The 26,050-nt window shown below is 73.0% G+C and carries 25 protein-coding genes; 20 read left to right on the plus strand and 5 right to left on the minus strand.

The features are described from left to right. The first annotated feature begins 110 nt into the window (after nucleotides 1-110). Nucleotides 111-971 carry a YceI family protein gene (locus ABD973_RS21655; RefSeq protein WP_185899266.1) on the plus strand — a complete coding sequence of 287 codons (861 nt, stop codon included), beginning with the start codon at nucleotides 111-113 and terminating at the stop codon, nucleotides 969-971. 15 nt (nucleotides 972-986) lie between these two features. On the opposite strand, the gene ABD973_RS21660 is transcribed toward ABD973_RS21655, so the two are convergent. Next, nucleotides 987-1,229: a hypothetical protein gene (locus tag ABD973_RS21660; RefSeq protein ID WP_125594816.1), complete on the minus strand. Its 243-nt coding sequence runs from the start codon at nucleotides 1,227-1,229 to the stop codon at nucleotides 987-989. A 61-nt stretch (nucleotides 1,230-1,290) separates the two neighbouring features. Between ABD973_RS21660 and holA the strand changes: the two genes are divergently transcribed. Continuing rightward, nucleotides 1,291-2,286 (plus strand): DNA polymerase III subunit delta, encoded by a 996-nt coding sequence (holA, locus tag ABD973_RS21665; RefSeq protein ID WP_206436517.1) that lies wholly within the window; start codon nucleotides 1,291-1,293, stop codon nucleotides 2,284-2,286. 362 nt (nucleotides 2,287-2,648) lie between these two features. On the opposite strand, the gene rpsT is transcribed toward holA, so the two are convergent. Further along, a complete protein-coding gene (rpsT, locus tag ABD973_RS21670) occupies nucleotides 2,649-2,909 on the minus strand; it encodes a 30S ribosomal protein S20 (RefSeq protein WP_030030523.1) in 261 nt (86 codons plus the stop codon). 211 nt (nucleotides 2,910-3,120) lie between these two features. Between rpsT and lepA the strand changes: the two genes are divergently transcribed. From lepA to ABD973_RS21690, 4 genes are all read left to right on the plus strand, one after another. Next, nucleotides 3,121-4,986: a translation elongation factor 4 gene (lepA, locus tag ABD973_RS21675; RefSeq protein ID WP_125821094.1), complete on the plus strand. Its 1,866-nt coding sequence runs from the start codon at nucleotides 3,121-3,123 to the stop codon at nucleotides 4,984-4,986. Nucleotides 4,987-5,177: 191 nt separating this feature from the next. Further along, nucleotides 5,178-7,070 (plus strand): AMP-dependent synthetase/ligase, encoded by a 1,893-nt coding sequence (locus tag ABD973_RS21680; RefSeq protein WP_125821093.1) that lies wholly within the window; start codon nucleotides 5,178-5,180, stop codon nucleotides 7,068-7,070. A 251-nt stretch (nucleotides 7,071-7,321) separates the two neighbouring features. Further along, nucleotides 7,322-8,554: a radical SAM family heme chaperone HemW gene (hemW, locus tag ABD973_RS21685; RefSeq protein ID WP_125821092.1), complete on the plus strand. Its 1,233-nt coding sequence runs from the start codon at nucleotides 7,322-7,324 to the stop codon at nucleotides 8,552-8,554. Nucleotides 8,555-8,654: 100 nt separating this feature from the next. After that, a complete protein-coding gene (locus ABD973_RS21690) occupies nucleotides 8,655-9,209 on the plus strand; it encodes a Uma2 family endonuclease (protein ID WP_125594820.1) in 555 nt (184 codons plus the stop codon). A gap of 5 nt (nucleotides 9,210-9,214) precedes the next feature. On the opposite strand, the gene ABD973_RS21695 is transcribed toward ABD973_RS21690, so the two are convergent. After that, complete coding sequence (locus ABD973_RS21695; protein WP_125821091.1) at nucleotides 9,215-10,015, minus strand: DUF3097 domain-containing protein; 801 nt, start codon at nucleotides 10,013-10,015, stop codon at nucleotides 9,215-9,217. Nucleotides 10,016-10,043: 28 nt separating this feature from the next. After that, a complete protein-coding gene (locus ABD973_RS21700; protein ID WP_125821090.1) occupies nucleotides 10,044-10,775 on the minus strand; it encodes an MBL fold metallo-hydrolase in 732 nt (243 codons plus the stop codon). Between the two features lie 159 nt (nucleotides 10,776-10,934). On the opposite strand from ABD973_RS21700, the gene hrcA reads away from it, so the two are divergent. The 13 genes from hrcA to ABD973_RS21765 all read left to right on the plus strand — a co-directional run bounded on the left by hrcA (nucleotide 10,935) and on the right by ABD973_RS21765 (nucleotide 23,077). Further along, nucleotides 10,935-11,951, plus strand: coding sequence for a heat-inducible transcriptional repressor HrcA (gene hrcA, locus ABD973_RS21705; RefSeq protein WP_125594823.1), 1,017 nt, complete (start codon nucleotides 10,935-10,937; stop codon nucleotides 11,949-11,951). Further along, complete coding sequence (gene dnaJ, locus ABD973_RS21710) at nucleotides 11,952-13,091, plus strand: molecular chaperone DnaJ (RefSeq protein WP_007263998.1); 1,140 nt, start codon at nucleotides 11,952-11,954, stop codon at nucleotides 13,089-13,091. Nucleotides 13,092-13,257: 166 nt separating this feature from the next. Beyond that, nucleotides 13,258-14,349, plus strand: coding sequence for a nitronate monooxygenase (locus tag ABD973_RS21715; RefSeq protein ID WP_125821089.1), 1,092 nt, complete (start codon nucleotides 13,258-13,260; stop codon nucleotides 14,347-14,349). After that, complete coding sequence (locus tag ABD973_RS21720; RefSeq protein WP_125594825.1) at nucleotides 14,346-15,092, plus strand: 16S rRNA (uracil(1498)-N(3))-methyltransferase; 747 nt, start codon at nucleotides 14,346-14,348, stop codon at nucleotides 15,090-15,092. Before ABD973_RS21715 ends, ABD973_RS21720 begins: the two co-directional genes overlap by 4 nt. 453 nt (nucleotides 15,093-15,545) lie before the next feature. Further along, nucleotides 15,546-15,905 carry a histidine triad nucleotide-binding protein gene (locus ABD973_RS21725; RefSeq protein ID WP_345501597.1) on the plus strand — a complete coding sequence of 120 codons (360 nt, stop codon included), beginning with the start codon at nucleotides 15,546-15,548 and terminating at the stop codon, nucleotides 15,903-15,905. Nucleotides 15,906-15,908: 3 nt separating this feature from the next. Further along, on the plus strand, nucleotides 15,909-16,823 hold the full coding sequence (locus tag ABD973_RS21730) for a ribonuclease Z (RefSeq protein WP_125594827.1): 915 nt from the start codon (nucleotides 15,909-15,911) through the stop codon (nucleotides 16,821-16,823). Between the two features lie 125 nt (nucleotides 16,824-16,948). Continuing rightward, complete coding sequence (locus ABD973_RS21735; protein ID WP_206436516.1) at nucleotides 16,949-18,034, plus strand: carbohydrate kinase family protein; 1,086 nt, start codon at nucleotides 16,949-16,951, stop codon at nucleotides 18,032-18,034. Between the two features lie 122 nt (nucleotides 18,035-18,156). Beyond that, entirely contained in the window at nucleotides 18,157-19,194 is a 1,038-nt protein-coding gene (locus ABD973_RS21740; RefSeq protein ID WP_125603536.1) for a PhoH family protein, read from the plus strand. 13 nt (nucleotides 19,195-19,207) lie between these two features. Continuing rightward, nucleotides 19,208-19,705, plus strand: coding sequence for an rRNA maturation RNase YbeY (gene ybeY / locus ABD973_RS21745; protein ID WP_125603535.1), 498 nt, complete (start codon nucleotides 19,208-19,210; stop codon nucleotides 19,703-19,705). Further along, nucleotides 19,702-21,009, plus strand: a complete 1,308-nt coding sequence (locus tag ABD973_RS21750) for a hemolysin family protein (protein ID WP_345501600.1) — start codon at nucleotides 19,702-19,704, stop codon at nucleotides 21,007-21,009. Before ybeY ends, ABD973_RS21750 begins: the two co-directional genes overlap by 4 nt. After that, nucleotides 21,006-21,359: an MmcQ/YjbR family DNA-binding protein gene (locus tag ABD973_RS21755; protein WP_345501602.1), complete on the plus strand. Its 354-nt coding sequence runs from the start codon at nucleotides 21,006-21,008 to the stop codon at nucleotides 21,357-21,359. Before ABD973_RS21750 ends, ABD973_RS21755 begins: the two co-directional genes overlap by 4 nt. Nucleotides 21,360-21,567: 208 nt before the next feature. Continuing rightward, nucleotides 21,568-21,945, plus strand: coding sequence for a cytidine deaminase (locus ABD973_RS21760; protein ID WP_386381743.1), 378 nt, complete (start codon nucleotides 21,568-21,570; stop codon nucleotides 21,943-21,945). A gap of 103 nt (nucleotides 21,946-22,048) precedes the next feature. Continuing rightward, nucleotides 22,049-23,077, plus strand: coding sequence for a phosphotransferase family protein (locus ABD973_RS21765; RefSeq protein ID WP_345501604.1), 1,029 nt, complete (start codon nucleotides 22,049-22,051; stop codon nucleotides 23,075-23,077). Here the strand turns inward: ABD973_RS21765 and ABD973_RS21770 are convergent. Continuing rightward, nucleotides 23,058-24,374 (minus strand): MFS transporter, encoded by a 1,317-nt coding sequence (locus tag ABD973_RS21770; protein WP_345501606.1) that lies wholly within the window; start codon nucleotides 24,372-24,374, stop codon nucleotides 23,058-23,060. The genes ABD973_RS21765 and ABD973_RS21770 overlap by 20 nt on opposite strands. Nucleotides 24,375-24,445: 71 nt before the next feature. Between ABD973_RS21770 and ABD973_RS21775 the strand changes: the two genes are divergently transcribed. Beyond that, the gene (locus ABD973_RS21775; RefSeq protein ID WP_345501608.1) at nucleotides 24,446-25,474 is read left to right on the plus strand and encodes a GlxA family transcriptional regulator; all 1,029 of its coding nucleotides are present in this window, start codon (nucleotides 24,446-24,448) and stop codon (nucleotides 25,472-25,474) included. Nucleotides 25,475-26,050 lie beyond the last annotated feature (576 nt).

The following is a 26,050-nucleotide window of genomic DNA, read 5'->3' on the forward strand; positions in this document are numbered from 1 at the left end:
CCATTCTGTTTGCCCACAACCCGACAGCATGATCGAATGCGTCGTCGCCAGAACGGTCCAAGTCCACACAGCACGGGGGTGCACTAGCCATGTTCGGTCGCCGACGGGGGATGGAGACGACCAATGGTGCCGCTTCGACCACATCCGCCACTCTCACACTGCCGCACACGGCGCGGCTGTTGAGCTGTCGGGTGCTCGATACGGTCCACCAGCCCATCCGACAGGCCAAGTTCGAGGTCACCGACCCGATAGGCCGACGGGTCGTCAGCGGGGAGACGGACCCGTACGGAGGGTTCACCGCCGCCGTGCCGGAGGGCGAGTACCGGCTCTCCGTCACCGCCGAGGGCTACGCGGCCTTCCACGGGGCGACGCTGGTGGGGGACCCCGCGCAGCCCGGCACCGCGGAGATCATCCTGGACTCGGTGGAGCCGCCGCTGCTGCCGCAGCCCGGGCACTGGGAGATCGATCCGACGCACTCGTCGATCGCCTTCACCGCCCGGCACATGGGCTTCGCCCGGATCCAGGGCCGGTTCACGACCTTCGCCGGCGCGGTGCGGATCGCCGAGCGCATGGAGGACTCCTCCATGCACGTGATCATCGACACGGCGAGCATCGACACGGGGATGCGCAGGCGGGACGACCACCTGCGGTCCGCCGACTTCCTGGACGCGGTCCGGCACCCGCGGGTGGAGTTCTACAGCGAGCGGTTCATCCACCGCAGCGGCAGCCGCTGGGCCGTGGCGGGCGCCCTCACCCTGCACGGGGTCAGCCGCTCGGTCACCCTCGACACCCAGTACCTGGGCCACGGCACGGGCCTGGAGGGCGAGCCGCGCGCCGCCTGCCGTGCCACGGCCGAGCTGAACCGCGGCGACTTCGCGCTGAACTGGCAGTCGGTGCTGGCGCAGGGGATCGCGGCGATCGGGCCGAGCGTGGAAGTGGCGCTGGACGTGCAGATCGTCCACAAGGCGTAGGAGGGGGCGCCGACCCTAGGGGGCTTCGAGCCAGCCCTCGTACTCGGCGGCGAGCTCGTCCAGGGAGGTGGCGTCGAGCCGTTCCGCGGGGTCCTCGACGACCACCAGCCACTGGGCGTCCTCGGCGTCGTCCTCGCCGGCGAGGGCGTCGCGCACCAGTTGGGGCTCCTCCGGGAGGCCGAAGCGGTCCACGGCCTCCTGGGCCACCTCCTCGGCGGCGTCGCGGTCGGGCAGGACCAGTACATGTCGCACGTTCACCCGACCATTCTCGGGCACCGGGCGAGGGGTGCTGTCAGTGCGGCGTGGGATGCTGGGGGCGATGGCCACCAGGAAGAACCCCACCGACGACCTGCTCGCCCCGATCACCCTCGCGGTGGGGCAGGAGGACCTGCTGCTCGACCGCGCCGTACGGGATGTCGTGACGGCAGCCCGCGCGGCCGACGCCGACACCGACGTGCGGGACCTCACCTCCGACCAGCTCCAGCCCGGCACCCTGGCGGAGCTGACCAGCCCCTCGCTGTTCTCCGAGCGCAAGGTCCTGATCGTGCGGAACGCGCAGGACCTGGGCGCGGACACGGTGAAGGAGCTCAAGGCCTACATCGCCGACCCGTACGAGGAGATCACCCTCGTCCTGCTGCACGCGGGCGGGGTCAAGGGCAAGGGCGTGCTGGACGCGGCGCGCAAGGCGGGTGCCCGCGAGGTCGCCTGCCCGAAGATGACGAAGGCGGCGGACCGGCTGTCGTTCGTCCGCGGGGAGTTCCGGACCCTGGGGCGCTCGGCGACCCCCGAGGCCTGCCAGACGCTGGTGGACGCGATCGGCAGCGACCTGCGCGAGCTGGCGAGCGCGGCGGCGCAGCTGTGCGCGGACGTCGAGGGCACCATCGACGAGGCCGTGGTCGGCCGCTACTACACGGGCCGCGCGGAGGCGTCCAGCTTCACGGTCGCCGACCGGGCGGTCGAGGGGCGGGCCGCGGAGGCCCTCGAAGCCCTCCGATGGTCCCTGGCGACCGGCGTGGCACCGGTGCTGATCACCAGCGCGCTGGCGCAGGCGGTGCGGGCCATCGGGAAGCTGGCGTCCGCCCCGCGGGGGGCCCGGCCGGGAGATCTGGCGCGGGACCTCGGCATGCCGCCGTGGAAGATCGACCGGGTCCGGCAGCAGATGCGGGGCTGGTCGGCGGACGGGGTCGCGGAGGCGCTGCGCGCGGTGGCGCTGGCCGACGCGGGGGTCAAGGGGGGCGGGGACGACCCGGAGTACGCGCTGGAGAAGGCCGTGGTGGCGGTGGCCCGTGCCGCCAGGGCCTCGCGGGGGCGGTAGCCGGCGCGCTGCCGCTTGGTGGTGGGGTCGGTGCCGGTGCGGGGCGCCGCTGCGCGGGGCCGGTCCCCTATCCGCCCTTCCGCCGTTCCCTGGGGGCTCCGCCCCCAGACCCCCGCGCCTCAAACGCCGGCGGGGCTGTAGGGGCCGGGTGGGCCGGCGGGGCGGTCAGGGTCGGCGGGGTCGGCTGGGTACGCGAAGGCCCCGGTTCCTTCCTGGGGAAGGGGGGAACCGGGGCCTTCGGTCACTGCTGTGTGCGCCGCACCCGCGTGGCGAACGCAGGCCGCGTGCGGCGCGGGGTGCCGGTCAGGAGCGGGAGAGAGGGCCCGCTGGGTCCGTCCCGGCGATCACATCGAGTGCGGAACTCAGATGGCGGCAACCTTGGAGGCCAGCGCCGACTTCTTGTTGGCGGCGGCGTTCTTGTGGATGACACCCTTCGAGACGGCCTTGTCCAGCTTCTTGGAAGCCAGGCGGGCCGCAGCGGTGGCCTTCTCCGCGTCGCCGGCGAGGATGGCCTCGTTGGCCTTGCGGATGAAGGTGCGCAGCTCGGACTTGACCGACTTGTTGCGAAGGCGAGCCTTCTCGTTGGTCTTGTTCCGCTTGATCTGGGACTTGATGTTCGCCACGAAAGAGCCTTTTCAGGTTCAGAGTTTTTTCGGAATGTGCCTCGTCTGCTGAGAGGGCATGCGAGACACAGCCACCCAGGCTACCAGGCGTGCTTCGACCGGCCCAAACCGAGCGCATGCCCGCGTCCATGGGACCATGGGAGTCTGCGTACAAGTCTGCCTACCGATCCGACAGCAGATCCCGACAGCGACCCGAGAATCAGGACACTGCGTGCCCGCCATCCCCAGCCACGTGCCCGAGCCGAGCCGTACCGACCCGGCGCTGATCCGTAACTTCTGCATCATCGCGCACATCGACCACGGCAAGTCGACCCTCGCCGACCGGATGCTCCAGCTCACCGGTGTCGTCGACCAGCGGCAGATGCGCGCCCAGTACCTCGACCGCATGGACATCGAGCGTGAGCGCGGCATCACGATCAAGTCGCAGGCGGTCCGCCTGCCCTGGAGCCCCACCGAGGGCGCCGGCACGGGCACCACGCACATCCTGAACATGATCGACACCCCTGGCCACGTCGACTTCACCTACGAGGTCTCGCGCTCCCTGGCCGCGTGCGAGGGCACGATCCTGCTGGTGGACGCCGCCCAGGGCATCGAGGCCCAGACCCTCGCCAACCTGTACCTGGCGATGGAGAACGACCTCGCGATCGTCCCGGTCCTGAACAAGATCGACCTGCCGGCCGCCCAGCCGGAGAAGTTCGCCGAGGAGCTGGCGAACCTGGTCGGCTGCCAGCCCGAGGACGTCCTGCGGGTCTCCGCGAAGACCGGCCTCGGCGTGGACGCCCTGCTCAACAAGGTCGTCGAGACCGTCCCGGCCCCGGTCGGCGTCAAGGACGCCCCCGCCCGCGCGATGATCTTCGACTCGGTCTACGACTCCTACCGGGGCGTCGTCACGTACGTCCGTGTGGTCGACGGCACGCTCAACAAGCGCGAGCGCATCCGGATGATGTCCACGAACGCCACGCACGAGCTGCTGGAGATCGGCACCAACTCCCCGGAGATGCTTCCGGCCGACGGCCTCTCCGTCGGCGAGGTGGGCTACCTGATCACCGGTGTGAAGGACGTCCGCCAGTCCAAGGTCGGCGACACCATCACCCAGCAGGTGGGCGGCGCCACCGAGTCCCTCGGCGGCTACAAGGACCCGAAGCCGATGGTCTTCTCGGGCCTGTACCCGCTCGACGGCTCGGACTACCCGGAGCTGCGCGAGGCCCTGGACAAGCTCCAGCTCAACGACGCCGCGCTCGTCTACGAGCCCGAGACCTCGGCGGCGCTCGGCTTCGGCTTCCGCGTCGGCTTCCTCGGCCTGCTGCACCTGGACGTGGTCCGCGAGCGCCTGGAGCGCGAGTTCGGCCTCGACCTGATCGCCACCGCGCCCAACGTGGTCTACCGGGTCGTGATGGAGGACCGCACGGAGGTCACCGTCACCAACCCGAGCGAGTTCCCCGAAGGCAAGATCAAGGACGTCTTCGAGCCGGTCGTACGGGCCACCGTGCTCGCGCCGACCGAGTTCATCGGCGCGATCATGGAGCTGTGCCAGCAGCGCCGCGGCACCCTGCTCGGCATGGACTACCTCTCCGAGGACCGGGTCGAGATCCGCTACACGCTCCCGCTCGCGGAGATCGTGTTCGACTTCTTCGACCAGCTGAAGTCCAAGACGCGCGGCTACGCCTCCCTCGACTACGAGCCCACCGGCGAGCAGGCCTCCAGCCTGGTCAAGGTCGACATCCTGCTGCACGGCGACAAGGTCGACGCCTTTTCCGCCGTCTGCCACAAGGACGCCGCCTACGCCTACGGCGTGCGCCTGGTCGCCAAGCTGCGCGAGCTCATCCCGCGGCAGGCCTTCGAGGTGCCGATCCAGGCCGCCGTGGGCTCCCGCGTCATCGCCCGCGAGACCATTCGCGCCATCCGCAAGGACGTCCTCGCCAAGTGCTACGGCGGCGACATCTCCCGTAAGCGGAAGCTGCTGGAGAAGCAGAAGGAAGGCAAGAAGCGGATGAAGATGGTCGGCTCCGTGGAGGTCCCGCAGGAGGCCTTCATCGCGGTCCTGTCCAGCGACGAGTCCGGCGCCAAGAAGAAGTAGCGGCTGTATGCGAAAGAGGCCCCCGAGCGTGCGCCCGGGGGCCTCTTTCGTTATGAATCGGCCGCCGGTTGGCTCTTACGCGCCAGCCGGAGTCCCCCTACTCTGAGCATTGGTTACTCGCCAGTTACAAGCCCGTAGTCATGCCCTAGTCATGCCCGAGCAGGCCCTGCCGCGTGGTCCGGAGGACGTCCGTGAGCGACACACAGACCTTGATCGAGAACCGTCCGCCCACCGTGGCGGCCCTCTTCCTTGACCGCGTCGCCGCCACGCCGAACGCGGAGGCCTACCGCTTCCCCGTGGCCGCGGCCGGCCGAGAGGGTGGTCCCGACGACTGGAAGTCGCTCAGCTGGGGGCAGGCCGCCGACCGGGTCTTCGCCATCGCCGCCGGACTGATCTCCCTCGGGCTGCACTCCGAGCAGCGCGTCGCGCTCGCCTCCAACACCCGCGTCGAGTGGATCCTCTGCGACCTCGGCGTCATGTGCGCGGGCGGCGCGGTGACCACGATCTACCCCAGCACCAATGCCGAGGAGTCCTCCTTCATCCTCTCGGACTCCGAGAGCCGGGTCCTGATCGCCGAGGACGCCAAGCAGCTGGCCAAGGCCCGCGAGCGCCGCGCCGACCTCCCCGACCTCGCCCACGTCGTCGTCCTGGAAGCCGCCGACGCCGTCCCCGCCGAGGGCGACCCGGAGGGCTGGGTGCTCTCCCTCGCCGAGCTGGAGGAGCGCGGCAACGAGTACCTCGCCAAGCACCCCGCGGCGGTCAAGGACCGGATCGCGGCCATCACCCCCGACCAGCTCGCCACCCTGATCTACACCTCCGGCACCACCGGCCGCCCCAAGGGCGTGCGCCTGCCGCACGACAACTGGTCGTACATGGCCAAGGCCACCGTGGCCACCGGGATGATCAACTCGGACGACGTCCAGTACCTGTGGCTGCCGCTCGCCCACGTCTTCGGCAAGGTCCTCACCTCCGGCCAGATCGAGGTCGGCCACGTCACCGCCGTCGACGGCCGCATCGACAAGATCATCGAGAACCTGCCGGTCGTCCAGCCCACCTACATGGCGGCCGTCCCGCGCATCTTCGAGAAGGTCTACAACGGCGTCGCCGCCAAGGCCCGGGCCGGCGGCGGGGCCAAGTACAAGATCTTCCAGTGGTCCGTGGGCGTCGCCCGCGAGTACGCCAAGGTCACCCAGGACAACTACCGCCGCACCGGCCGGGCCACCGCCCCCCTCGCGCTCACCGCCAAGCACAAGGTCGCCGACGCGCTCGTCTACTCCAAGCTCCGCGAGGCCTTCGGCGGCCGCCTGCGCGCCGCCGTCTCCGGCGCCTCCGCCCTGGCCCCCGAGATCGGCTACTTCTTCTCCGGCGCCGGCATCCACATCCTGGAGGGCTACGGCCTCACCGAGTCCAGTGCCGCCTCCTTCGTCAACCCCGGCGAGGCCTACCGCACCGGCACGGTCGGCAAGCCGCTCCCCGGCACCGAGGTCCGCATCGCCGACGACGGCGAGGTCATGCTGCGCGGCCCCGGCATCATGCAGGGCTACCACGGCCAGCCCGAGAAGACCTCCGAGGTCCTCGAGAGCGACGGCTGGCTGCACACCGGCGACATCGGCGAACTCTCCCCGGACGGCTACCTGCGCATCACCGACCGCAAGAAGGACCTGATCAAGACCTCCGGCGGCAAGTACGTCGCCCCGGCCGAGATCGAGGGCCAGTTCAAGGCGATCTGCCCGTACGTGTCGACCATCGTCGTCCACGGCGCCGACCGGAACTTCTGCTCCGCCCTGATCGCCCTCGACGAGCCCGCCATCCTCGGCTGGGCCGCCGAGAACGGCCTGGAGGGCAGGACGTACGCCCAGGTCCTCGCCGCGGCCGAGACCAACCGGCTGGTCGAGACCTACGTCCAGACCCTCAACGAGGGCCTCCAGCGCTGGCAGACGATCAAGAAGTTCCGGATCCTGCCGCGCGACCTCGACGTCGAGCACGGCGACCTCACCCCCAGCCTCAAGCTGAAGCGGCCGGCCGTCGAGCGTGAGTTCAAGCACCTCATCGAGGAGATGTACGAGGGCTCCCGGGAAGCCTGACGCCTGGCGGCGGGCCGGACGGGGCGGGGCGGTGCGGCCGCCCCGCGCACCCCGCGCGCCGGTGCCCGGGACGGGTGCGGGCCGTGCGCGGCCGGCGCGGTCGGGTCCTGCCCGCGCGGTCGGGGCCGGCGGCGCGGTCGGGGCCGGGGGCCCGGTCCCGACCGCCGTTCGCCGTACGCGGCCACGCGCCGCCCCGCGCCCGCGTCCGGCGAGGCGTAAACGACCATGGGGCGGTGCGGGACAATGGCGGCATGCCTTCCGCACTGCCCGACGGTGACCCCATGCCCGAAGACGGCTCGCTGCCGTCGCACGCCCTGGAGGGCGCCGCGGAGCGGCCGCTCGGGTTCTACCTGCACGTCCCGTACTGCGCCACCCGCTGCGGGTACTGCGACTTCAACACCTACACCGCCACCGAGCTGCGCGGCACCGGCGGCGTCCTCGCCTCCCGCGAGAACTACGCCGACACCCTGATCGACGAGGTCCGCCTCGCCCGCAAGGTGCTCGGCGACGACCCGCGCCCCGTGCGGACCGTCTTCGTCGGCGGCGGCACGCCCACGCTGCTGCCCGCCGGAGACCTCGTACGCATGCTCGCGGCGATCCGCGACGAGTTCGGGCTCGCCGAGGACGCCGAGGTCACCACCGAGGCCAATCCGGAGTCCGTGGACCCCGAGTACCTCGCCGAGCTGCGCGCGGGCGGCTTCAACCGGATCTCCTTCGGCATGCAGAGCGCGAAGCAGCACGTCCTGAAGGTCCTCGACCGCACCCACACCCCCGGCCGCCCCGAGGCCTGCGTCGCCGAAGCGCGCGCGGCGGGCTTCGAACACGTCAACCTCGACCTGATCTACGGCACCCCTGGCGAGTCCGACGACGACTGGCGGGCCTCCCTGGAGGCCGCGCTCGGCGCCGGGCCCGACCACGTCAGCGCGTACGCCCTGATCGTCGAGGAGGGCACCCAGCTGGCCCGCCGGATCCGCCGCGGCGAGGTCCCGATGACCGACGACGACGTCCACGCCGACCGGTACCTGATCGCCGACGAGATCATGGAGCGGGCCGGCTACTCCTGGTACGAGGTGTCGAACTGGGCCACCACCGAGGCCGGCCGCTGCCTGCACAACGAGCTGTACTGGCGCGGCGCCGACTGGTGGGGCGCGGGCCCCGGCGCCCACTCCCACGTGGGCGGGGTCCGCTGGTGGAACGTGAAGCACCCCGGCGCCTACGCGGCCGCCCTCGCGGAGGGCCGCTCCCCGGGCGCGGGCCGCGAGCTGCTGTCGGCGGAGGACCGCCGCGTGGAGCGGATCCTGCTGGAGCTCCGCTTGGTCGACGGCGTCCCGCTGTCCCTGCTGGCCCCCGCGGGCCTGGCGGCCTCCCGCCGCGCCCTGGCCGACGGCCTGCTGGAGCCGGCCCCGTACGAGGCCGGACGGGCGGTCCTGACCCTGCGCGGGCGACTGCTGGCGGACGCGGTGGTGCGGGACCTGGTGGACTGATCACTCCCCGGAGTGAATCGCTGCGAATACGGGCGGGTGCGGCCTAGCCTGTTCGTAGCCTTCTGTCGCAACCCCGGCGGCAGAAGTGGAGGGCACGGAGATGACCGCTGTGGATGATCGCCGGATGACCGAGTACTTCGAGAGCTTCGAGGCTCCCGAGGGGATCAAGGTCGAGCTCCTCAGGGGGGAAATCGTGATGATGGCGGGGCCGGACGTGGTCCACAACCTGATCGTCATGTTCGTGCAGCGGCAGATCCCCATGGATCGCTGGTATCCGCTCCAGACACAGGACGTGGACATCCCGGCGGAATCGTCCGAGCCGCAGCCGGATCTCGTGGTCCTCCCCATCGAGGCTGCGCCCGAGTCGGGCCGTCTGCTGCCCGCAGGGGTGCTGACGATGGTGGTCGAGGTCGTCTCCAAGACCAGCAAGTTGCGCGACTACGTGACCAAGCGCTCCATCTACGCGGGCGGGAGGATCCCCGCCTACCTGATCATCGACCCCTTCCAGGCCAAGTGCGTGGTGCTCACCGAACCCTTCGGTGCCGGAGAAGAGGCCGACTACCGGAACGAGTGGACCGGCAAGTTCGGTGATCCGGTCCCGCTCGACGTCCTCGGCGTCACGCTCGACACCACCGAGTTCGGCACCCTGTCGTAGCCCGGTCAGGGAGCGGTGACGAAGTCGATCAGCTCCTCCACCCGCCCCAGCAGCGTCGGCTCCAGGTCCCGGTAGGACGTCACACGGGACAGGATGTGCTGCCAGGCGGCCCCGGTGTTCTCCGGCCAGCCCAGCGCCCTGCACACGCCCGTCTTCCAGTCCTGCCCCCGCGGCACCTCCGGCCAGGCCCGGATGCCCAGCGCCGACGGCTTCACCGCCTGCCAGACGTCCACGTACGGGTGGCCCACCACCAGCACGTCCGGGCCCGTCACCGAGGCCGCGATCCGGGACTCCTTCGAGCCCGGCACCAGATGGTCGACCAGGACGCCGAGACGGGCGTCCGGGCCGGGGGCGAAGTCGGCGACCACCGCCGCCAGGTCGTCGACGCCCTCCAGGTACTCCACCACCACGCCCTCGATGCGCAGGTCGTCGCCCCAGACCCGCTCGACCAGCTCGGCGTCGTGCCGCCCCTCCACGTAGATCCGCCCCGCCCGCGCCACCCGCGCCCGCGCCCCCGGGACGGCGATCGAGCCCGAAGCCGTACGGGCCGGCGCGGCGGGGCCCCGCGCGGGGCGGGTCAGGGTCACCACCGCGCCGTCCAGCAGGAAGCCGCGCGGCTCCAGCGGGAACACCCGGCGCTTGCCGAAGCGGTCCTCCAGGGTCACCGTGCCCGCCTCGCAGGCCACCACCGCGCCGCAGAAGTCCGTACCCGCCACCTCGACCACCAGGTCCGGGTCCGCCGGCACCTCCGGCACGGGCTTGGAGCGCTTCCACTGCGGGGTCAGGTCGGGGGAGTACTCACGCATCCGGCCGACACTAGGAGAGCCGGCGCCCTCAGGCCCCCGACACGCCGAACCTGGCCGCCAGTGTGTCGCGTTGCGCACGCACGAACTCCGCGTCCACCAGCGCTCCGTGACCCGGCACGTACACCGCGTCGTCTCCGCCCAGCGACAGCAGCCGGTCCAGTGCGGCCGGCCACTGGCCCGGCACCGCGTCCGAGCCGGCCTGGGGCTCGCCCGACTCCTCGACCAGGTCCCCGCAGAACACCGCCTCCCGCTCGCCCGGCACGAAGACGGCCAGGTCGTGCTCGGAGTGAGCGGGCCCCAGGTTCGCCAGCAGCACCCGTACCCCGCCGAGCTCCAGCGTCCACTCGCCCGACACCAGGTGCCGGGGCGCCTGGAGCAGGTCCGCCGCCTCGGTGGCCTCCGCCTCCGCCAGACCCATCCGGACCGCGCTCGTCCGCACCTCCTCGCGGCCCGTCGGCGCCGACAGCAGCCGCTCCAGGCCCACCGCCCCGAAGAACTCGGCACCGGCGAAGGCCCCGCCGCCCAGCACGTGGTCGAAATGTCCGTGGGTGAATGCGATATGGGTCACGCGCCGGCCCGTCAGCCGCTCCGCCTCGGCCCGCACCTGCGCGCCCTCGCGCACGGACGATCCCGGGTCGATCAGCAGCACCGACTCGTCCCCCACCACCAGTCCCACGGTGCAGTCCCACACCGGCAGCCGTCTCCGGCCGACCCGTCCGGTGACCCTTTCCCAGCCCGCCTCTTCCCAACGTACGTCCATGCGGTGACGCTACCCTGGCGGGCCGCCCTTGCCTGCGGCGTACTACCCGGCCGTACACTGACCGGGGGATCTCTGGCACTCACACGCGCAGAGTGCCAACAAGCCAGGACCGGCCCCGACGGCCTGACCGACGACCGACCGCATCCGGAGGTGTGCGCGATGCTCAGCGAACGCAGACTCGAGGTGCTGCGTGCCATCGTCCAGGACTACGTCGGGACGGAGGAGCCCGTCGGCTCCAAGGCCCTCACCGAGCGGCACAAACTGGGCGTCTCGCCCGCCACCGTGCGCAACGACATGGCCGTGCTGGAGGAGGAGGGCTACATCGCGCAGCCCCACACCAGCGCCGGCCGCATCCCCACGGACAAGGGCTACCGCCTCTTCGTCGACAGGCTGGCCGGCGTCAAGCCGCTGTCGACGCCGGAGCGCCGGGCCATCCAGAACTTCCTCGACGGCGCCGTCGACCTCGACGACGTGGTCGGCCGCACGGTACGGCTGCTCGCGCAGCTCACCCGGCAGGTCGCCGTCGTCCAGTACCCGTCGCTGACCCGCTCCACCGTGCGGCACGTCGAGCTGCTGTCGCTGGCCCCGGCCCGGCTGATGCTCGTGCTCATCACCGACACCGGCCGCGTCGAGCAGCGCCTCGTCGACACCCAGACCCCCTTCGGCGAGAACTCCCTCGCCGACCTGCGGGCGCGTCTGAACAGCAGGGTCGTCGGCCGCCGCTTCACGGACGTGCCGCAGCTGGTGCAGGACCTTCCGGAGTCGTTCGAGATCGACGACCGGGCGACCGTCAAGGCCGTCCTCGCGACCCTCCTCGAAACGCTGGCGGAGGAGGCGGAGGAGCGGCTGATGATCGGCGGCACCGCCAACCTCACCCGCTTCGGACATGACTTTCCCTTGACCATCAGGCCCGTGCTGGAGGCGCTGGAGGAGCACGTCGTGCTCCTGAAGCTGCTGGGCGAGGCCGGTGAGTCGGGAATGGCCGTAAGAATCGGTCACGAGAACGCCTACGAGGGACTCAACTCCACGTCGGTCGTGTCCGTCGGCTACGGTTCGGGCGGCGAAGCAGTCGCCAAACTCGGCGTGGTCGGACCGACCCGCATGGACTACCCCGGAACGATGGGAGCGGTACGCGCAGTGGCACGTTACGTCGGACAGATCCTGGCGGAGTCGTAAGTGGCCACGGACTACTACGCCGTACTCGGCGTGCGCCGCGACGCATCGCAGGACGAGATCAAGAAGGCCTTCCGCCGCCTCGCCCGTGAACTCCACCCGGACGTGAACCCGGACCCGAAGACGCAGGAGCGCTTCAAGGAGATCAACGCGGCCTACGAGGTCCTCTCGGACCCGCAGAAGAAGCAGGTCTACGACCTCGGCGGCGACCCGCTGTCCTCCTCGGGCGGCGGTGGCGGCGCGGGCGGCTTCGGAGCGGGCGGCTTCGGCAACTTCTCCGACATCATGGACGCCTTCTTCGGCCAGGCCTCGCAGCGCGGCCCGCGCTCGCGGACCCGCCGCGGCCAGGACGCCATGATCCGCCTGGACCTGGAACTGGACGAGGCCGCCTTCGGCACGACCAAGGACATCCAGGTCGACACCGCCGTCGTCTGCGGCACCTGCTCCGGCGAGGGCGCCGCCCCCGGCACCTCGGCGCAGACCTGTGACATGTGCCGCGGCCGCGGCGAGGTCTCCCAGGTCACCCGGTCCTTCCTGGGCCAGGTCATGACCTCGCGCCCCTGCCCGCAGTGCCAGGGCTTCGGCACCGTGGTCCCGACCCCGTGCCCCGAGTGCGCGGGCGACGGCCGGGTCCGCTCCCGCCGCAGCCTCACCGTCAAGATCCCCGCCGGTGTCGAGAACGGCACCCGGATCCAGCTCGCGGGCGAGGGCGAGGTCGGCCCCGGCGGCGGCCCCGCCGGCGACCTCTACGTGGAGATCCACGAGCTGCCGCACCCGACCTTTCAGCGGCGCGGGGACGACCTGCACTGCACGGTCACCATCCCCATGACGGCCGCGGCCCTGGGCACCAAGTGCCCGCTGGAGACGCTGGACGGCATGGAGGAGATCGACATCCGGCCCGGCACCCAGTCCGGCCAGGCCATCCCGCTGCACGGGCGGGGCGTCACCCACCTGCGCGGCGGCGGCCGCGGCGACCTGATCGTCCACGTCGAGGTCACCACCCCCGGCAAGCTGGACGCCCAGCAGGAGGAGCTGCTGCGCCAGCTCGCGAAGCTGCGCGGCGAGGAGCGGCCGATGGGCCAGTTCGCCCCCGGCCAGCAGGGCCTGTTCAGCCGCCTGAAGGACGCGTTCAACGGCCGCTGACGCGGGCGGCGGCACGTCGTACGAGCCCGGTCCGGGGAATCCCGGGCCGGGCTCCGTGCTTCCCGGACACCGCGCGGGGCGATTCCCGGACACACCGGGGAAGCGGACTATGCCAGGCGAATGCGACGGTTCGGCCCGGTGGCCGGGACGTGGCACGATGCGGTGCATGTCCTCCGCACCGAACGGCCTCCCCCGGTACCCGATCGTGCAGGGTCCCATGGCGGGCGGCGTCTCGTGCCCGCCGCTCGTCGCCGCCGTGTGCGAGGCCGGCGGACTCGGCTACCTGGCCGGCGGATACAAGACCGCCGACGGCATGTACCAGGAGATCAAGCAGACGCGCGGCCTCACCCGGCGGCCCTTCGGCGTGAACATCTTCATGCCGCAGACCGGCTACGTCGACCCGGCCGCCGTCGAGACCTACCGCGGGCAGCTGGCCGGCGAGGCCGGCTGGTACGAGGTCTCGCTCGCCGCCGAGGACACCGTCGGCAACTGCGACGACGGCTACGAGGCGAAGCTGGCCATCCTGCTGGAGGACCCCGTCCCGGAGGTCTCCTTCACCTTCGGCACGCCCGCCCCCGACGTCCTCGCCCGCCTGCGCGGGGCCGGCACCCGTACCGTCGTCACCGTCACCTCCGTCGAGGAGGCCCGCTCCGCACAGGCGGCGGGCGCCGACGCCGTCTGTGTCCAGGGCGTCGAGGCGGGCGGCCACCAGGGCACCCACCGCGACGACCCGGAGACCGACGGCACGGCCGGCGTCGGACTGCTCGCGCTGGTCGCCCAGGTACGGGAGGCCGTGGCCCTGCCCATCACCGCGGCGGGCGGCCTGATGCGCGGCGCGCAGATCGCGGCGGTGCTGGCGGCCGGGGCGGACTCGGCGCAGCTCGGCACGGCCTTCCTGGCCTGCCCGGAGTCGGGCGCGCACCCGATGCACAAGAAGGCCCTGACCGACCTGATGTTCCCGCACACGGAACTGACCCGGGCCTTCACGGGCCGGCCCGCGCGGGGCCTGGTCAACCGCTTCGTGCGGGAGCACGGGCCGTACGCGCCGGCCGCCTACCCCCAGGTCCACCACATGACCGCGGGGCTGCGCAAGGCGGCCGCGGCGGCCGGGGACCCGCAGGGCATGTCCCTGTGGGCGGGCCAGGGGCACCGGCTGGCACGGGCGCTGCCGGCCGGGGAGCTGGTGGAGGTGCTGGCGGCCGAACTGGCCGGGGCGCAGAACGCGTTGAACGCATTGCAGATGAGGAGAACGTCATGACGGCCCCCGTGTTCGTGGTCGAAGAGGTTCCGGCGGGGCCGGAGTTCGTGCTGGACGGCCCCGAGGGGCGGCACGCGGTGTCCGTGAAGCGGCTGGGCCCGGGCGAGGACGTGGTCCTCACGGACGGGCGCGGCCGGTGGGCGCAGGGCGTGGTCAAGGCGGCCGAGGGCAAGGACCGGCTGGTGGTCACGGACCTGGAGGCCGTGCTGGAGGAGCCGGAGCCCGACGTCCGGATCACGGTGGTGCAGGCGCTGCCGAAGGGCGACCGGGGCGAGGTGGCGGTCGAGACGATGACGGAGACCGGCGTCGACGTGATCGTGCCGTGGCAGGCCTCGCGGTGCATCACGCAGTGGCGCGGCGACCGGGGGGCGAAGTCCCTGGCCAAGTGGCGTTCCACGGCGCGGGAGTCGGGCAAGCAGTCGCGCCGGGTCCGGTTCCCGGAGGTGGCCGAGGCGATGTCCACGAAGCAGGTGGCCGCGCTGCTGGCGCAGGCCGATCTGGCGGTGGTGCTGCACGAGGACCGTGACACCCCGTCGCAGGCGCTGGCGACGGCTCCGCTGCCGGAGAAGGGGTCGGTGGTGCTGGTGGTCGGCCCCGAGGGCGGGGTCTCGCCGGAGGAACTGGCCGTCTTCGCGGAGGCCGGCGCCAGGCCGTACCGGCTGGGGCGGTCGGTGCTGCGCACGTCCACCGCGGGCACGGCTGCGGCGGCCGTCCTCCTGGCCCGCACGGGCCGCTGGTCGTAACGATCGCCTCTGCCCTGGCCGGGCGGTTGTTGGTGCAGGGCGTTGCCCTGCGGGGCCGGCCCGGGGCGCGGGGGGTGCCGCTGCGCGGGGCTGGGTCCCCTACCCGCCCTTCGCCCGTTCCCCGGGGCTCCGCCCCGGCGGGGGCTCCGCCCCGGCCCCCCGGGGGCTCCGCCCCGGCCCCCCCGGGGGCTCCGCCCCCAGACCTCCGCGCCTCAAACGCCGGCGGGGCTGGATACATCCAGCCCGCGCGGCGTTTGAGCGCAACGGGGTCAGGGGCGGAGCCCCTGGGAACGGTGGAAGGGCGGGTAGGGGACCTCGCCCCGCGCAGCGGCGCCGGGCCCCGGCCGGGCGGGGCGGTCGGGAGCCGGTCGTGCCCGGCCAGGGCGGCGGGAGCCCGCGCCGCGGGGCCGATAGCATGCCCGGACCGATCAACGTCACGGGAGGCGGCAGCGAATGGCCGGGGAACCGCAGGCGGACTGCCTGTTCTGCAAGATCGTCGACGGCAAGGTGCCGGCGACCGTGGTCCGGGAGACCGAGACCACGTTCGCCTTCCGGGACATCAACCCGCAGGCGCCGACCCACGTGCTCGTCATCCCCAAGGTGCACTACCCGGACGCGGCCTCCCTCGCCGCCGCCGAGCCGACGGTGATCGCCGACATACTGCGTGAGGCCGGGGAGATCGCCGCGGCGGAGGAGGTCGCCGACCAGGGCTACCGGGTCGTGTTCAACACCGGGGCCGGCGCGGGCCAGACCGTCTTCCACGCCCACCTGCACGTCCTGGGCGGCCGCGGCCTCCAGTGGCCGCCCGGATAAGTCGTGTCCGTACGCGAGTTCGTGGTCCTCGGCACCGCCAGCCAGGTTCCCACCCGGCACCGCAACCACAACGGCTACCTGCTGCGCTGGGACGGCGAGGGCATCCTCTTCGACCCGGGCGAGGGCACGCAGCGGCAGATGCTGCGGGCCGGCGTCGCGGCGCACGACATCAACCGGATCTGCGTCACGCACTTCCACGGTGACCACAGCCTGGGCCTGGCCGGGGTGATCCAGCGGATCAACCTCGACCAGGTCCCGCACCCCGTGACGGCGCACTACCCGGCCTCGGGGCAGAGGTTCTTCGACCGGCTGCGGTACGCCACCGCCTACCGGGAGACCGTGGCGCTGCGGGAGGAGCCGGTGGCCGCCGACGGGGTGCTCGCGAGCGGGCCCTCGTACGTCCTGGAGGCGCGGCGGCTCTCGCACCCGGTGGAGTCCTTCGGCTACCGGGTGACCGAGCCGGACGGGCGCCGGATGGTCCCCGCACTGCTCGCGCGGTACGGGGTCAAGGGGCCGGACGTGGGCCGGCTCCAGCGCGAGGGGCGGCTGGAGCGGCCGGAGGGCGAGGTCACGCTGGAGGCCGTCAGCGAGCACCGGCCGGGTCAGCGGTTCGCCTTCGTCATGGACACGCGGCTCTGCGAGGGCGTGGACGCGCTGGCGGAGGGCTGCGACATGCTGGTCATCGAGTCGACCTTCCTCGACGCGGACGTCCGGCTGGCCGAGGACCACGGCCACCTCACCGCCGGACAGGCGGCCCGGGTGGCGCGGGACGCCGGGGTGCGGCACCTCGTGCTGACGCACTTCTCGCAGCGGTACGCGGACCCGTCGGAGTTCGAACGCCAGGCCCGGGCGGCGGGGTTCGAGGGCGAGCTGACGGTCGCCGCGGACCTGGGGCGGGTGGCACTGCCGAAGCGCTAGGGGCTCCGTGGGCGCACCGCGTCCAGTGAGGTGCGTCACACTGGGGTTTGGTCCGGTCGGGCCCGGGCAGGGCTGGCAGCTTTCCGGACCGTACGCAGAAACGACACACCAACGGGGAGTACGCCGTGACCAGTCGGGACAGCCGCATCACCCTCGACCCGCTCCGCCCGGTGCGCGACCCTCACGAGCCCGGCTGCGACGTGTTCCTGACCGGCACGGTCTTCCTCGACATCATCTTCACCGGCCTGGACTCCGCGCCCGTGCGCGGTACGGAGTCCTGGGCGCGCGGCATGGGGTCCAGCCCCGGCGGCGTCGCCAACATGGCCACCGCCCTCGCCCGCCTGGGCCTGCGCACCTCGCTGGCCGCCGCCTTCGGCGACGACCACTACGGCGAGTACTGCTGGGACGCCCTGGAGCAGGGCGAGGGCATCGACCTGTCCATGTCGCACACCATCCCCGGCTGGCACAGCCCCGTCACCGTCTCCATGGCGTACGAGGGCGAGCGCACGATGGTCTCCCACGGCCACGAGGCGCCGCCCCCGGCGGGCCCCGGCCCCTTCCCCTGGTGCCCCCCGAAGGCCCGGGCCGCGGTGGCCTCCCTCGGCGCCGGACAGGGCGCGGACTGGATCTCCGAGGCGGCCCGCCGGGGCTCGCGGATCTTCGCGGACGTCGGCTGGGACGAGACCGGGCGGTGGGACCTGGGGGCCCTGGCCGACCTCGAGCACTGCGAGGCGTTCCTGCCCAACGCGGGGGAGGCGATGCGCTACACGCGGACCGAGTGTCCGCGCGCCGCGGCCCGGGCCCTCGCGGAGAAGGTCCCGGTCGCGGTGGTGACCATGGGCTCGGAGGGCTCGTACGCGGTCGACGGCCGCACCGGGGAGACCGCGGAGGTCCCCGCGATCACGGTGGACGCCCTGGACCCCACCGGGGCCGGGGACGTGTTCGTGGCCGGGTTCGTCACCGGCAGCCTCGCGGGGTGGCCGCTCGCCGACCGGCTGGCCTTCGCCGGGCTGACCGCCGCCCTGTCGGTGCAGGAGTTCGGCGGCTCCCTCTCCGCCCCGGGCTGGCCCGAGGTGGCCCACTGGTGGCGCACGGCCCCCGACGCCCTCCGCGGCCGCTACGCCTTCCTGGACGCCCTGGTCCCGCCCGGCGCCGCCCCCTGCCCGCGCCGCCGCGCGGTCCCCACCATCGGCTTCCGCCACCCCGTCTAGGCCCGGCCCGCCCGGAAAACCCCTCGGGCGCGACCCTGCGTGGACGTACCCTTGGTACTCCGGAGGCCGGCGATGGGATCGGCCCCTCAGTGGGAGGTATGCGCAGGCCACAGTGCCGGCCCATGACTCAGACACCGACAGCCCACACCCCGGCGCAGGGCCAGGCGCGAGCCCATTTCACGGTCCCGGCGACGCACCCGATGGTGACCGTGCTCGGCTCGGGCGACGCCCTGCTGCGCGTGATCGAAAAGGCTTTCCCGAAGGCCGACATCCATGTTCGGGGCAATCAGGTCAGCGCGATCGGAGCGGCGGCGGAAGTCGCCCTGATCCAGCGCCTGTTCGACGAGATGATGCTGGTGCTCCGCACCGGGCAGCCGATGACGGAGGACGCAGTGGAACGCTCGATCGCCATGCTCAAGGCGAACGGCAGCGGTGGCGGTGACACGGAGACCCCGGCCGAGGTGCTCACCCAGAACATCCTCTCCAGCCGCGGCCGCACCATCCGCCCCAAGACCCTCAACCAGAAGCGGTACGTCGACGCGATCGACAAGAACACGATCGTCTTCGGCATCGGCCCCGCCGGCACCGGCAAGACCTACCTCGCCATGGCGAAGGCCGTCCAGGCGCTCCAGTCCAAGCAGGTCAGCCGGATCATCCTGACCCGCCCCGCCGTCGAGGCGGGCGAGCGGCTCGGCTTCCTGCCGGGCACGCTCTTCGACAAGATCGACCCGTACCTGCGGCCGCTCTACGACGCCCTGCACGACATGATCGACCCCGACTCGATCCCGCGCCTGATGGCGGCGGGCACGATCGAGGTGGCGCCGCTGGCGTACATGCGCGGCCGGACGCTCAACGACGCCTTCGTCGTCCTGGACGAGGCGCAGAACACCACCGTCGAGCAGATGAAGATGTTCCTGACGAGGCTCGGCTTCGACTCGAAGATCGTCGTCACCGGTGACGTCACCCAGGTCGACCTCCCGGGCGGCGCCAAGAGCGGTCTGCGCCAGGTCCAGGAGATCCTCGACGGGGTGCCGGACATCCACTTCTCGAGGCTCACGTCCGAGGATGTGGTCCGGCACAAGCTGGTCGGCCGTATCGTCGACGCGTACGCCAAGTACGACGATGCCCACCCGGCCCCGAACGGCCACCAGCGGAAGTAGAACCCAGCGCACCATGTCGATCGACGTCAACAACGAGTCCGGAACCGAGGTCGACGAGCAGGCGATCCTCGACATCGCCCGCTACGCGCTCACCCGGATGAGGATCCACCCGCTGTCCGAGCTCTCCGTCATCGTCATCGACGAGGACGCCATGGAGCAGCTCCACATCCAGTGGATGGACCTCCCCGGACCGACCGACGTCATGTCCTTCCCGATGGACGAGCTCCGTCCGCCGGCGAAGGACGACGAGGAGCCCCCGCAGGGGCTGCTCGGTGACATCGTGCTCTGCCCCGAGGTGGCCAAGAAGCAGGGCGACGAGGCGCCGACGCGGCACTCCATGGACGAGGAGCTCCAGCTCCTGACCGTCCACGGGGTGCTGCACCTGCTCGGCTACGACCACGAGGAGCCGGACGAGAAGGCCGAGATGTTCGGCCTCCAGGCGGCCATCGTCGACGGCTGGCGCGCCGAGCGCGGCCTCACTGGCCCCTCCCCGGCCCCCACCGTCTCGTGACCGGCGCCGCCCAGCTGATCACCGGGGCGGTCCTGCTGACCGTGGTGGCCTGGTTCGCGGCCTGCGCCGAGTCCGGGATCGCCCGCGTCTCCAGCTTCCGCGCCGAGCAGGCCGTACGGGAGGGCCGGCGCGGGAGCGCCAAGCTCGCCCAGGTCGCCGCCGACCCCACCCGGTACGTCAACGTGGCCCTGCTGGTGCGGGTGACCTGCGAGATGGCGGCCGGCGTGCTCGTCACGTACGTCTGCCTCGACGCGTTCGGCGAGAACTGGACGGCGCTGCTCACCGCCATCGGCGTGATGGTGCTGGTGTCGTTCGTGGCGGTGGGCGTCTCCCCCCGCACCATCGGCCGCCAGCACCCGCTGAACACCGCGACGGCGGCCGCGTACGTCCTCGTACCGCTGGCCCGGGTGATGGGGCCGGTCCCGCAGCTGCTGATCCTGATCGGCAACGCGCTCACGCCCGGCAAGGGCTTCCGCAAGGGACCCTTCGCCTCCGAGGCCGAGCTGCGCGCGATGGTGGACCTCGCGGAGAAGGAATCCCTGATCGAGGACGACGAGCGCCGGATGGTGCACCAGGTCTTCGAGCTGGGGGACACCCTCGTGCGCGAGGTGATGGTGCCGCGCACCGACCTGGTCTGCATCGAGCGCTACAAGACGATCCGGCAGGCGACGACGCTCGCGCTGCGGTCCGGCTTCTCGCGGATCCCGGTCACCGGGGAGAACGAGGACGACATCGTCGGCATGGTGTACCTGAAGGACCTCGTCCGCCGTACGCACATCAACCGGGAGGCGGAGGCCGACCTGGTCTCGACGGTGATGCGGCCGGCGGTCTTCGTCCCCGACACCAAGAACGCCGGGGACCTGCTGCGCGAGATGCAGTCGGTGCGCAACCACGTGGCCGTCGTCATCGACGAGTACGGCGGCACGGCCGGCATCGTCACCATCGAGGACATCCTGGAGGAGATCGTCGGCGAGATCACCGACGAGTACGACCGGGAGATCCCGCCCGTCGAGGAGCTGGGCGAGGACCGCTACCGGGTCACCGCGCGGCTCGACATCACCGACCTCGGCGAGCTGTTCGGGGTGGAGGCCTTCGACGACGAGGACGTGGAGACGGTCGGCGGGCTGCTGGCCAAGGCGCTGGGCCGGGTCCCGATCGCGGGCGCCTCGGCGGTGGTGGACCTGCCCGACGGGCGGCCGCTGCGGCTGACGGCGGAGTCCCCGGCGGGACGCCGGAACAAGATCGTGACGGTGCTGGTGGAGCCGGTCGCCGGGGCGGCGGCCGAAGGGGAGGAGGGGGAATGACCCCCGCGGAGCTGCGCGCGTTCTGCCTGGGCTTCAACGCGGCGGTGGAGGAGTTCCCCTTCACCCCGCAGACCTCGGTGTTCAAGGTGCTGGGCAAGATGTTCGCCCTCACCGCGCTGGACGCCGAACCGCTGAAGGTGAACCTCAAGTGCGAGCCGGAGGCGGCCGTGCGGCTGCGGGCCGAGCACGAGGCGATCGTGCCGGGCTGGCACATGAACAAGCGGCACTGGAACACCGTGACGGTGGGCGCCCTTCCGGACGCGCTGGTGCGGGAGCTGGTGGAGGACTCGTACGACCTGGTCGTGGCGGGGCTGCCGCGGGCGGAGCGGCTGAAGCTCGACCGGGCGTGACCACGGGTGCGGCGCGGCGGTGCGGCCGGGGCGTGCCGCCGCCGCACGGAAGAGGGTCGAAGGTCATGTGGGGACGGGACCTTTGGAACCCAGGAGTCCCTTACCTTTCGCTTAGGTTTGTCCTGCTCCACGGGGGAACGGCGGGGGGCGGGGAGCGCGAGTGAGCGCCCCGGCGGGGTCGTCGCACGACCGCACCGGGGCGCTCCCTATGCTTTCGCCTATGAGCGAGAGCACCGTGGGCAACGGGATCGACCCCGAGGACAGCAAGATCATCACGCTGGCACGCAGCGCGCGGGCCCGCAACGGAGTCCCGGAAGGGGCGGCCGTACGGGACGAGACCGGCCGCACGTACGTCGCCGGCACCGTGGAGCTCGACTCCCTCAGGCTGAGCGCCCTCCAGACGGCCGTCGCCATGGCCGTCGCCAGCGGCGCGACCTCCCTGGAGGCCGCCGCCGTCGTCAGCGCGGCCGACGCCCCCGCCGACGCCGACCGCGCGGCCGTCCGCGACCTGGGCGGCCCCGACACCCCGGTCCTCCTCGCCGCCCCCGACGGCACCCTGAAGTCCACCACCCCGGCCGGAGCCTGAGCCGAGCCCTCCGGCGGTCCGCGGCGGGCGACGGCCCGGCAGGGCCGCCGGGCGGGCTGGAATCCGATGGCGGCGCCCGCCGGCGCGGTGGTGTGATGGGCCGATGCAGCCCGACGCGCGCGAGACCGCGGACCGCGGGGACTTCCCCCGGGCCGTGACCCCCTGGGACCGGCCCGACTGGCGCGTGGAGGCGCTCCGCTGGGCCGCCGACGCCCTGGCCGCGCACGGACTGGCCGAGAACGGTCCCAGGGAGGTCCGGCTGCGGCCGTGGTCCGTACTGGTCCGGTTCTCCGTCGGCGGGAGCGGGCCCGTCTGGTTCAAGGCCAACCCGCCCGCCGGCGCCTTCGAGGCCGGGCTCACCCGGGCCCTGGCCGACTGGGTCCCCGGCAGCGTGCTGCGGCCCCTGGCCGTCGACGCCGCCCGGGGCTGGGCCCTGCTGCCGGACGGCGGCCCGCTCCTGCGGCAGACCCTGGACGAGGACCGCCGGGGCGGCGGACCCCGCGCCTGGGAGGCGGTGCTCGGCCGGTACGCCGAACTCCAGCGCTCCCTCCTCCCGCACACCCCCGAGATCGAGGCGCTCGGCGTCCCCGGCGCGCGTACCGCCGCACTGCCCGGGATCCTCGACCGAATGGCCGAGGAGAACACCGCCCTGGACGACACCGACCGCCGGGCCCTGCACGCGCTGCGGCCCCGCTTCGCCGACTGGTGCGCGGAACTCGCGGGGGCCGGCATCGGTGACACCCTCGACCACTGCGACCTCCACGACGCGCAGGTCTTCACCCCGGAACCCGGCCGGTACACCTTCTTCGACTGGGGCGACGCCTGCGTCACCCACCCCTTCTGCAGCCTGCTGGTCCCCGGCCGGGCCGCGGCCCGGCGGTACGGGCCCGACGTGCTGCCCCGGCTGCGCGACGCCTACCTGGAGCCGTGGACCGGAGCCGGGCGCACCCCCGGCGAGCTGCGCCGCGCGGCCCGGCTGGCCTGGCGGCTCGCGGCCATCGGCCGGGTCAGTGCCTGGGGCCGCTTCTTCCCCGCGGGCCCCCGCGACGCGGACGGCGGAGCCGCCGGGGACACCGGCGACGCCGACCGCGCCCGCTGGCTGCGCGAACTGCTCAACCGGCCGCCGCTGTAGCCGGCTCCGGCACCCGGCGGCGGATGACCATCGCCATCAGCGTCGCCACCGCGCACAGCCCGCCCGCCGCGTACCAGACCAGGTCGTACGAGCCGAAGGCGTCACGGGCGACCCCGCCGAGGAAGGCCACCAGGGCCGCGCCCACCTGGTGCGAGGCCAGGACCCAGCCGAAGACGACCGCGCTGTCCTGCCCGTAGTGCTCGCGGCACAGGGCGATGGTCGGCGGGACGGTGGCGACCCAGTCCAGGCCGTAGAAGACGATGAAGAACACCATCGGCGGGTGCACGCTGGGCGCCAGCAGCACCGGCAGGAACATCAGGGACACCCCGCGCAGGGCGTAGTACACGGCCAGCAGCCGGCGCGCCTCGAAGCGGTCGGTGAACCAGCCGGAGGCGATGGTGCCGAGCACGTCGAACACGCCGATCACCGCGAGCAGTCCGGCGGCGGCCGTCACCGGCATGCCGTGGTCGTGCGCCGCCGGGGTGAAGTGGGTGCGCACCAGTCCGTTGGTCGAGGCCCCGCAGATCGCGAAGGTGCCCGCCAACAGCCAGAACGGGCCGGTGCGGGCCGTCCGGAAGAGCACGCCCACGGCCCGGCGGGCCGCACCCGGCACGGGCGCGGGCTTGGGCTCGTACGCACCTCCGTACGGGGCGAGGCCGACGTCGGCCGGGTGGTCGCGCAGCAGCAGCCAGACGAAGGGGACGACGGCGAGGGCCGCCAGCGCCACCGTGACCGAGGCCGGGCGCCAGCCGTGGTTCTCCACCAGCCAGGACAGCAGCGGCAGGAAGATCAGCTGGCCGGAGGCGCCGGCCGCGGTCAGGATGCCGGTGACCAGGCCGCGCCGGGCGGTGAACCAGCGGTTGGTCACCGTCGCCGCGAAGGCCAGTGCCATCGAGCCGCTGCCCAGGCCCACCAGCACGCCCCAGAACAGCACCAGCTGCCAGGCGGCCGTCATCCACACCGTGGCCAGCGAGCCGCCCGCGATCACGGTCAGGGCCACGGCGACGACCTTGCGGATGCCGAAACGGTCCATCAGCGCGGCGGCGAAGGGCGCGGTCAGCCCGTAGAGCGCCAGGTTGACGGAGACCGCGAAGCCGATCGTGCCGCGCGACCAGTCGAACTCGGCGTGCAGCGGCTCGATGAGCAGCCCGGGGAGGGAGGCGAAGGCGGCCGCGCCGATGATCGTCACGAAGGCCACGGCGGCAGCGAACCAGGCCCGGTGGACGCGGCCGGGCTCGCGCGGGGCGCGGGTGGCGGTGGTGGAGGAGGCGGGGGAGGCGGGGGCTGTCTGGGTCACGCCGACAGCTTCCGGCCCGGGGCCCCTGCGCGACCAGTGGCCTGACTGTCATGCTTCGCTACGATCGGGCCATGGCCACCGTCGAGAAGCCGCACCGCGTCGTCGTCCTCGCCCTCGCCGGGCTGCTGCCCTTCGAACTCGGCATCCCGCACCGGATCTTCGGCCGGGCCAAGGACCCCGAAGAGCGGCACCTGTACGAGATCCTCACCTGCGGCCTCGCCCCGGGCCCGGTCCCCACCGACGCCGACTTCACGGTGTACGTCGAGCACGGCCCTGAGCTGCTCGCGACGGCCGACACCGTCGTGGTCCCCGCCTCGCACGAGCTGGGCCCGGTGCACTCCGAGGGCCGGCTGACCGACGGCCTGGCGGCGGCCCTCGCCCACGTCCGGCCCGGCACCCGGATGGTGTCCATCTGCACGGGCGGTTACGTCCTGGCCGCCGCCGGGTACCTCGACGGCCGCCGGGCCACCACCCACTGGGCCCACGCCGAGCACTTCCAGCGGATGTTCCCGGCCGTGCGGGTCGACGCCGACGTGCTCTACACCGACGACGGGGACGTGCTGACCTCCGCCGGGGTCGCCGCCGGCATCGACCTGTGCCTGCACATCGTGCGCCGCGACCACGGCGCCGCCGTCGCCAACGACACCGCCCGCAGGACCGTCGTACCGCCGCACCGCGAGGGCGGGCAGGCCCAGTTCGTCCGGCGGCCCGTGCCCGGGCCGCAGCAGGCCAGCACCACGGCCGCGCGGGCCTGGGTGCTGGACCGGCTGCACGAGCCCCTGCGGCTGAGCGACCTCGCCCGGCAGGAGTCCATGTCGGTACGGACCTTCACGCGCCGGTTCCGCGAGGAGTGCGGGGTGAGCCCGGGGGAGTGGATCACCGGGCAGCGGGTGGAGCGGGCCCGGCAACTGCTGGAGCGGACGGAGCTGCCGGTCGAGGCGGTGGCCCGGCAGGCGGGCTTCGGGACGGCGCAGTCACTGCGCAAGCACGTGCAGGCGGCGCTGGGGGTCAGCCCGACGGCCTACCGGCGCACCTTCCGGGCGACGGAGACCGTGCCGTCTTCTGATGGGCCATCAGTCGGTGCGGGGTCCGCGCATTGACTTCTCCCGCCGCCCGCCCGTGAATGGCCCCCGGTCGGGGAGGGGGCGGGCAGGTGCGGACACGCGCGCGCAGCAGGAGGTGGTCGGCGGCCGTGGGTACGGCGGTGCTCGCGGCGGCCGCGCTGGGCACCCCGGCGGCGGCCGAGGAGGAGCCACGGCCGGGGCACTGCCCGTCGTCGGCCCCCACCACGAAGCCGAGGCCCGCCGCGGCACCGCTCCCGCCGCCCCCCGAGGCCCCCTCCGCCCCGGACGCCGGTGCCCCATCCACGGTGACGCCCCCGGCGTCCGGCGGGACCTTGTCCGGCTCCGGGGTCGCGGGCGGGGCGTCCGCCCGTGGGGTGGAGCCGAGCGGCGGTGACCCGGGCCGGGTGCCGGCCCCGGTGCCGGGCGGGGGTGCGACCCCGGGCGGGGCTTCCCCCGAGCGGGAGACCGCGAACGGGGCGTCCGCTCCCGGCGCGGCCCCGGGGGGCGGCGACCCGGCCAGGGTGGCGGCCCCGGCGTCTGGCGGGGCTGCCTCCGAACCAGGGGGCGGCGACCCCGGGTCGACGGGAGGGGCCTCCCCCGCGCGGGAGGACG

Source organism: Streptomyces racemochromogenes (assembly GCF_039535215.1).
In the GTDB taxonomy this organism is placed as follows: Bacteria; Actinomycetota; Actinomycetes; order Streptomycetales; family Streptomycetaceae; genus Streptomyces; species Streptomyces racemochromogenes.

What these genes read in the sequence shown, in the direction of transcription:
- ABD973_RS21655 (WP_185899266.1), top strand. Translation starts at nt 111, where the DNA reads ATGGAGACGACCAATGGTGCCGCTTCGACCACATCCGCCACTCTCACA.
- holA (WP_206436517.1), top strand. Translation starts at nt 1,291, where the DNA reads ATGGCCACCAGGAAGAACCCCACCGACGACCTGCTCGCCCCGATCACC.
- hemW (WP_125821092.1), top strand. Translation starts at nt 7,322, where the DNA reads ATGCCTTCCGCACTGCCCGACGGTGACCCCATGCCCGAAGACGGCTCG.
- ABD973_RS21690 (WP_125594820.1), top strand. Translation starts at nt 8,655, where the DNA reads ATGACCGCTGTGGATGATCGCCGGATGACCGAGTACTTCGAGAGCTTC.
- ABD973_RS21695 (WP_125821091.1), bottom strand. Translation starts at nt 10,015, where the DNA reads ATGCGTGAGTACTCCCCCGACCTGACCCCGCAGTGGAAGCGCTCCAAG.
- ABD973_RS21700 (WP_125821090.1), bottom strand. Translation starts at nt 10,775, where the DNA reads ATGGACGTACGTTGGGAAGAGGCGGGCTGGGAAAGGGTCACCGGACGG.
- hrcA (WP_125594823.1), top strand. Translation starts at nt 10,935, where the DNA reads ATGCTCAGCGAACGCAGACTCGAGGTGCTGCGTGCCATCGTCCAGGAC.
- ABD973_RS21715 (WP_125821089.1), top strand. Translation starts at nt 13,258, where the DNA reads ATGTCCTCCGCACCGAACGGCCTCCCCCGGTACCCGATCGTGCAGGGT.
- ABD973_RS21720 (WP_125594825.1), top strand. Translation starts at nt 14,346, where the DNA reads ATGACGGCCCCCGTGTTCGTGGTCGAAGAGGTTCCGGCGGGGCCGGAG.
- ABD973_RS21725 (WP_345501597.1), top strand. Translation starts at nt 15,546, where the DNA reads ATGGCCGGGGAACCGCAGGCGGACTGCCTGTTCTGCAAGATCGTCGAC.
- ABD973_RS21740 (WP_125603536.1), top strand. Translation starts at nt 18,157, where the DNA reads ATGACTCAGACACCGACAGCCCACACCCCGGCGCAGGGCCAGGCGCGA.
- ybeY (WP_125603535.1), top strand. Translation starts at nt 19,208, where the DNA reads ATGTCGATCGACGTCAACAACGAGTCCGGAACCGAGGTCGACGAGCAG.
- ABD973_RS21755 (WP_345501602.1), top strand. Translation starts at nt 21,006, where the DNA reads ATGACCCCCGCGGAGCTGCGCGCGTTCTGCCTGGGCTTCAACGCGGCG.
- ABD973_RS21760 (WP_386381743.1), top strand. Translation starts at nt 21,568, where the DNA reads ATGCTTTCGCCTATGAGCGAGAGCACCGTGGGCAACGGGATCGACCCC.
- ABD973_RS21765 (WP_345501604.1), top strand. Translation starts at nt 22,049, where the DNA reads ATGCAGCCCGACGCGCGCGAGACCGCGGACCGCGGGGACTTCCCCCGG.
- ABD973_RS21775 (WP_345501608.1), top strand. Translation starts at nt 24,446, where the DNA reads ATGGCCACCGTCGAGAAGCCGCACCGCGTCGTCGTCCTCGCCCTCGCC.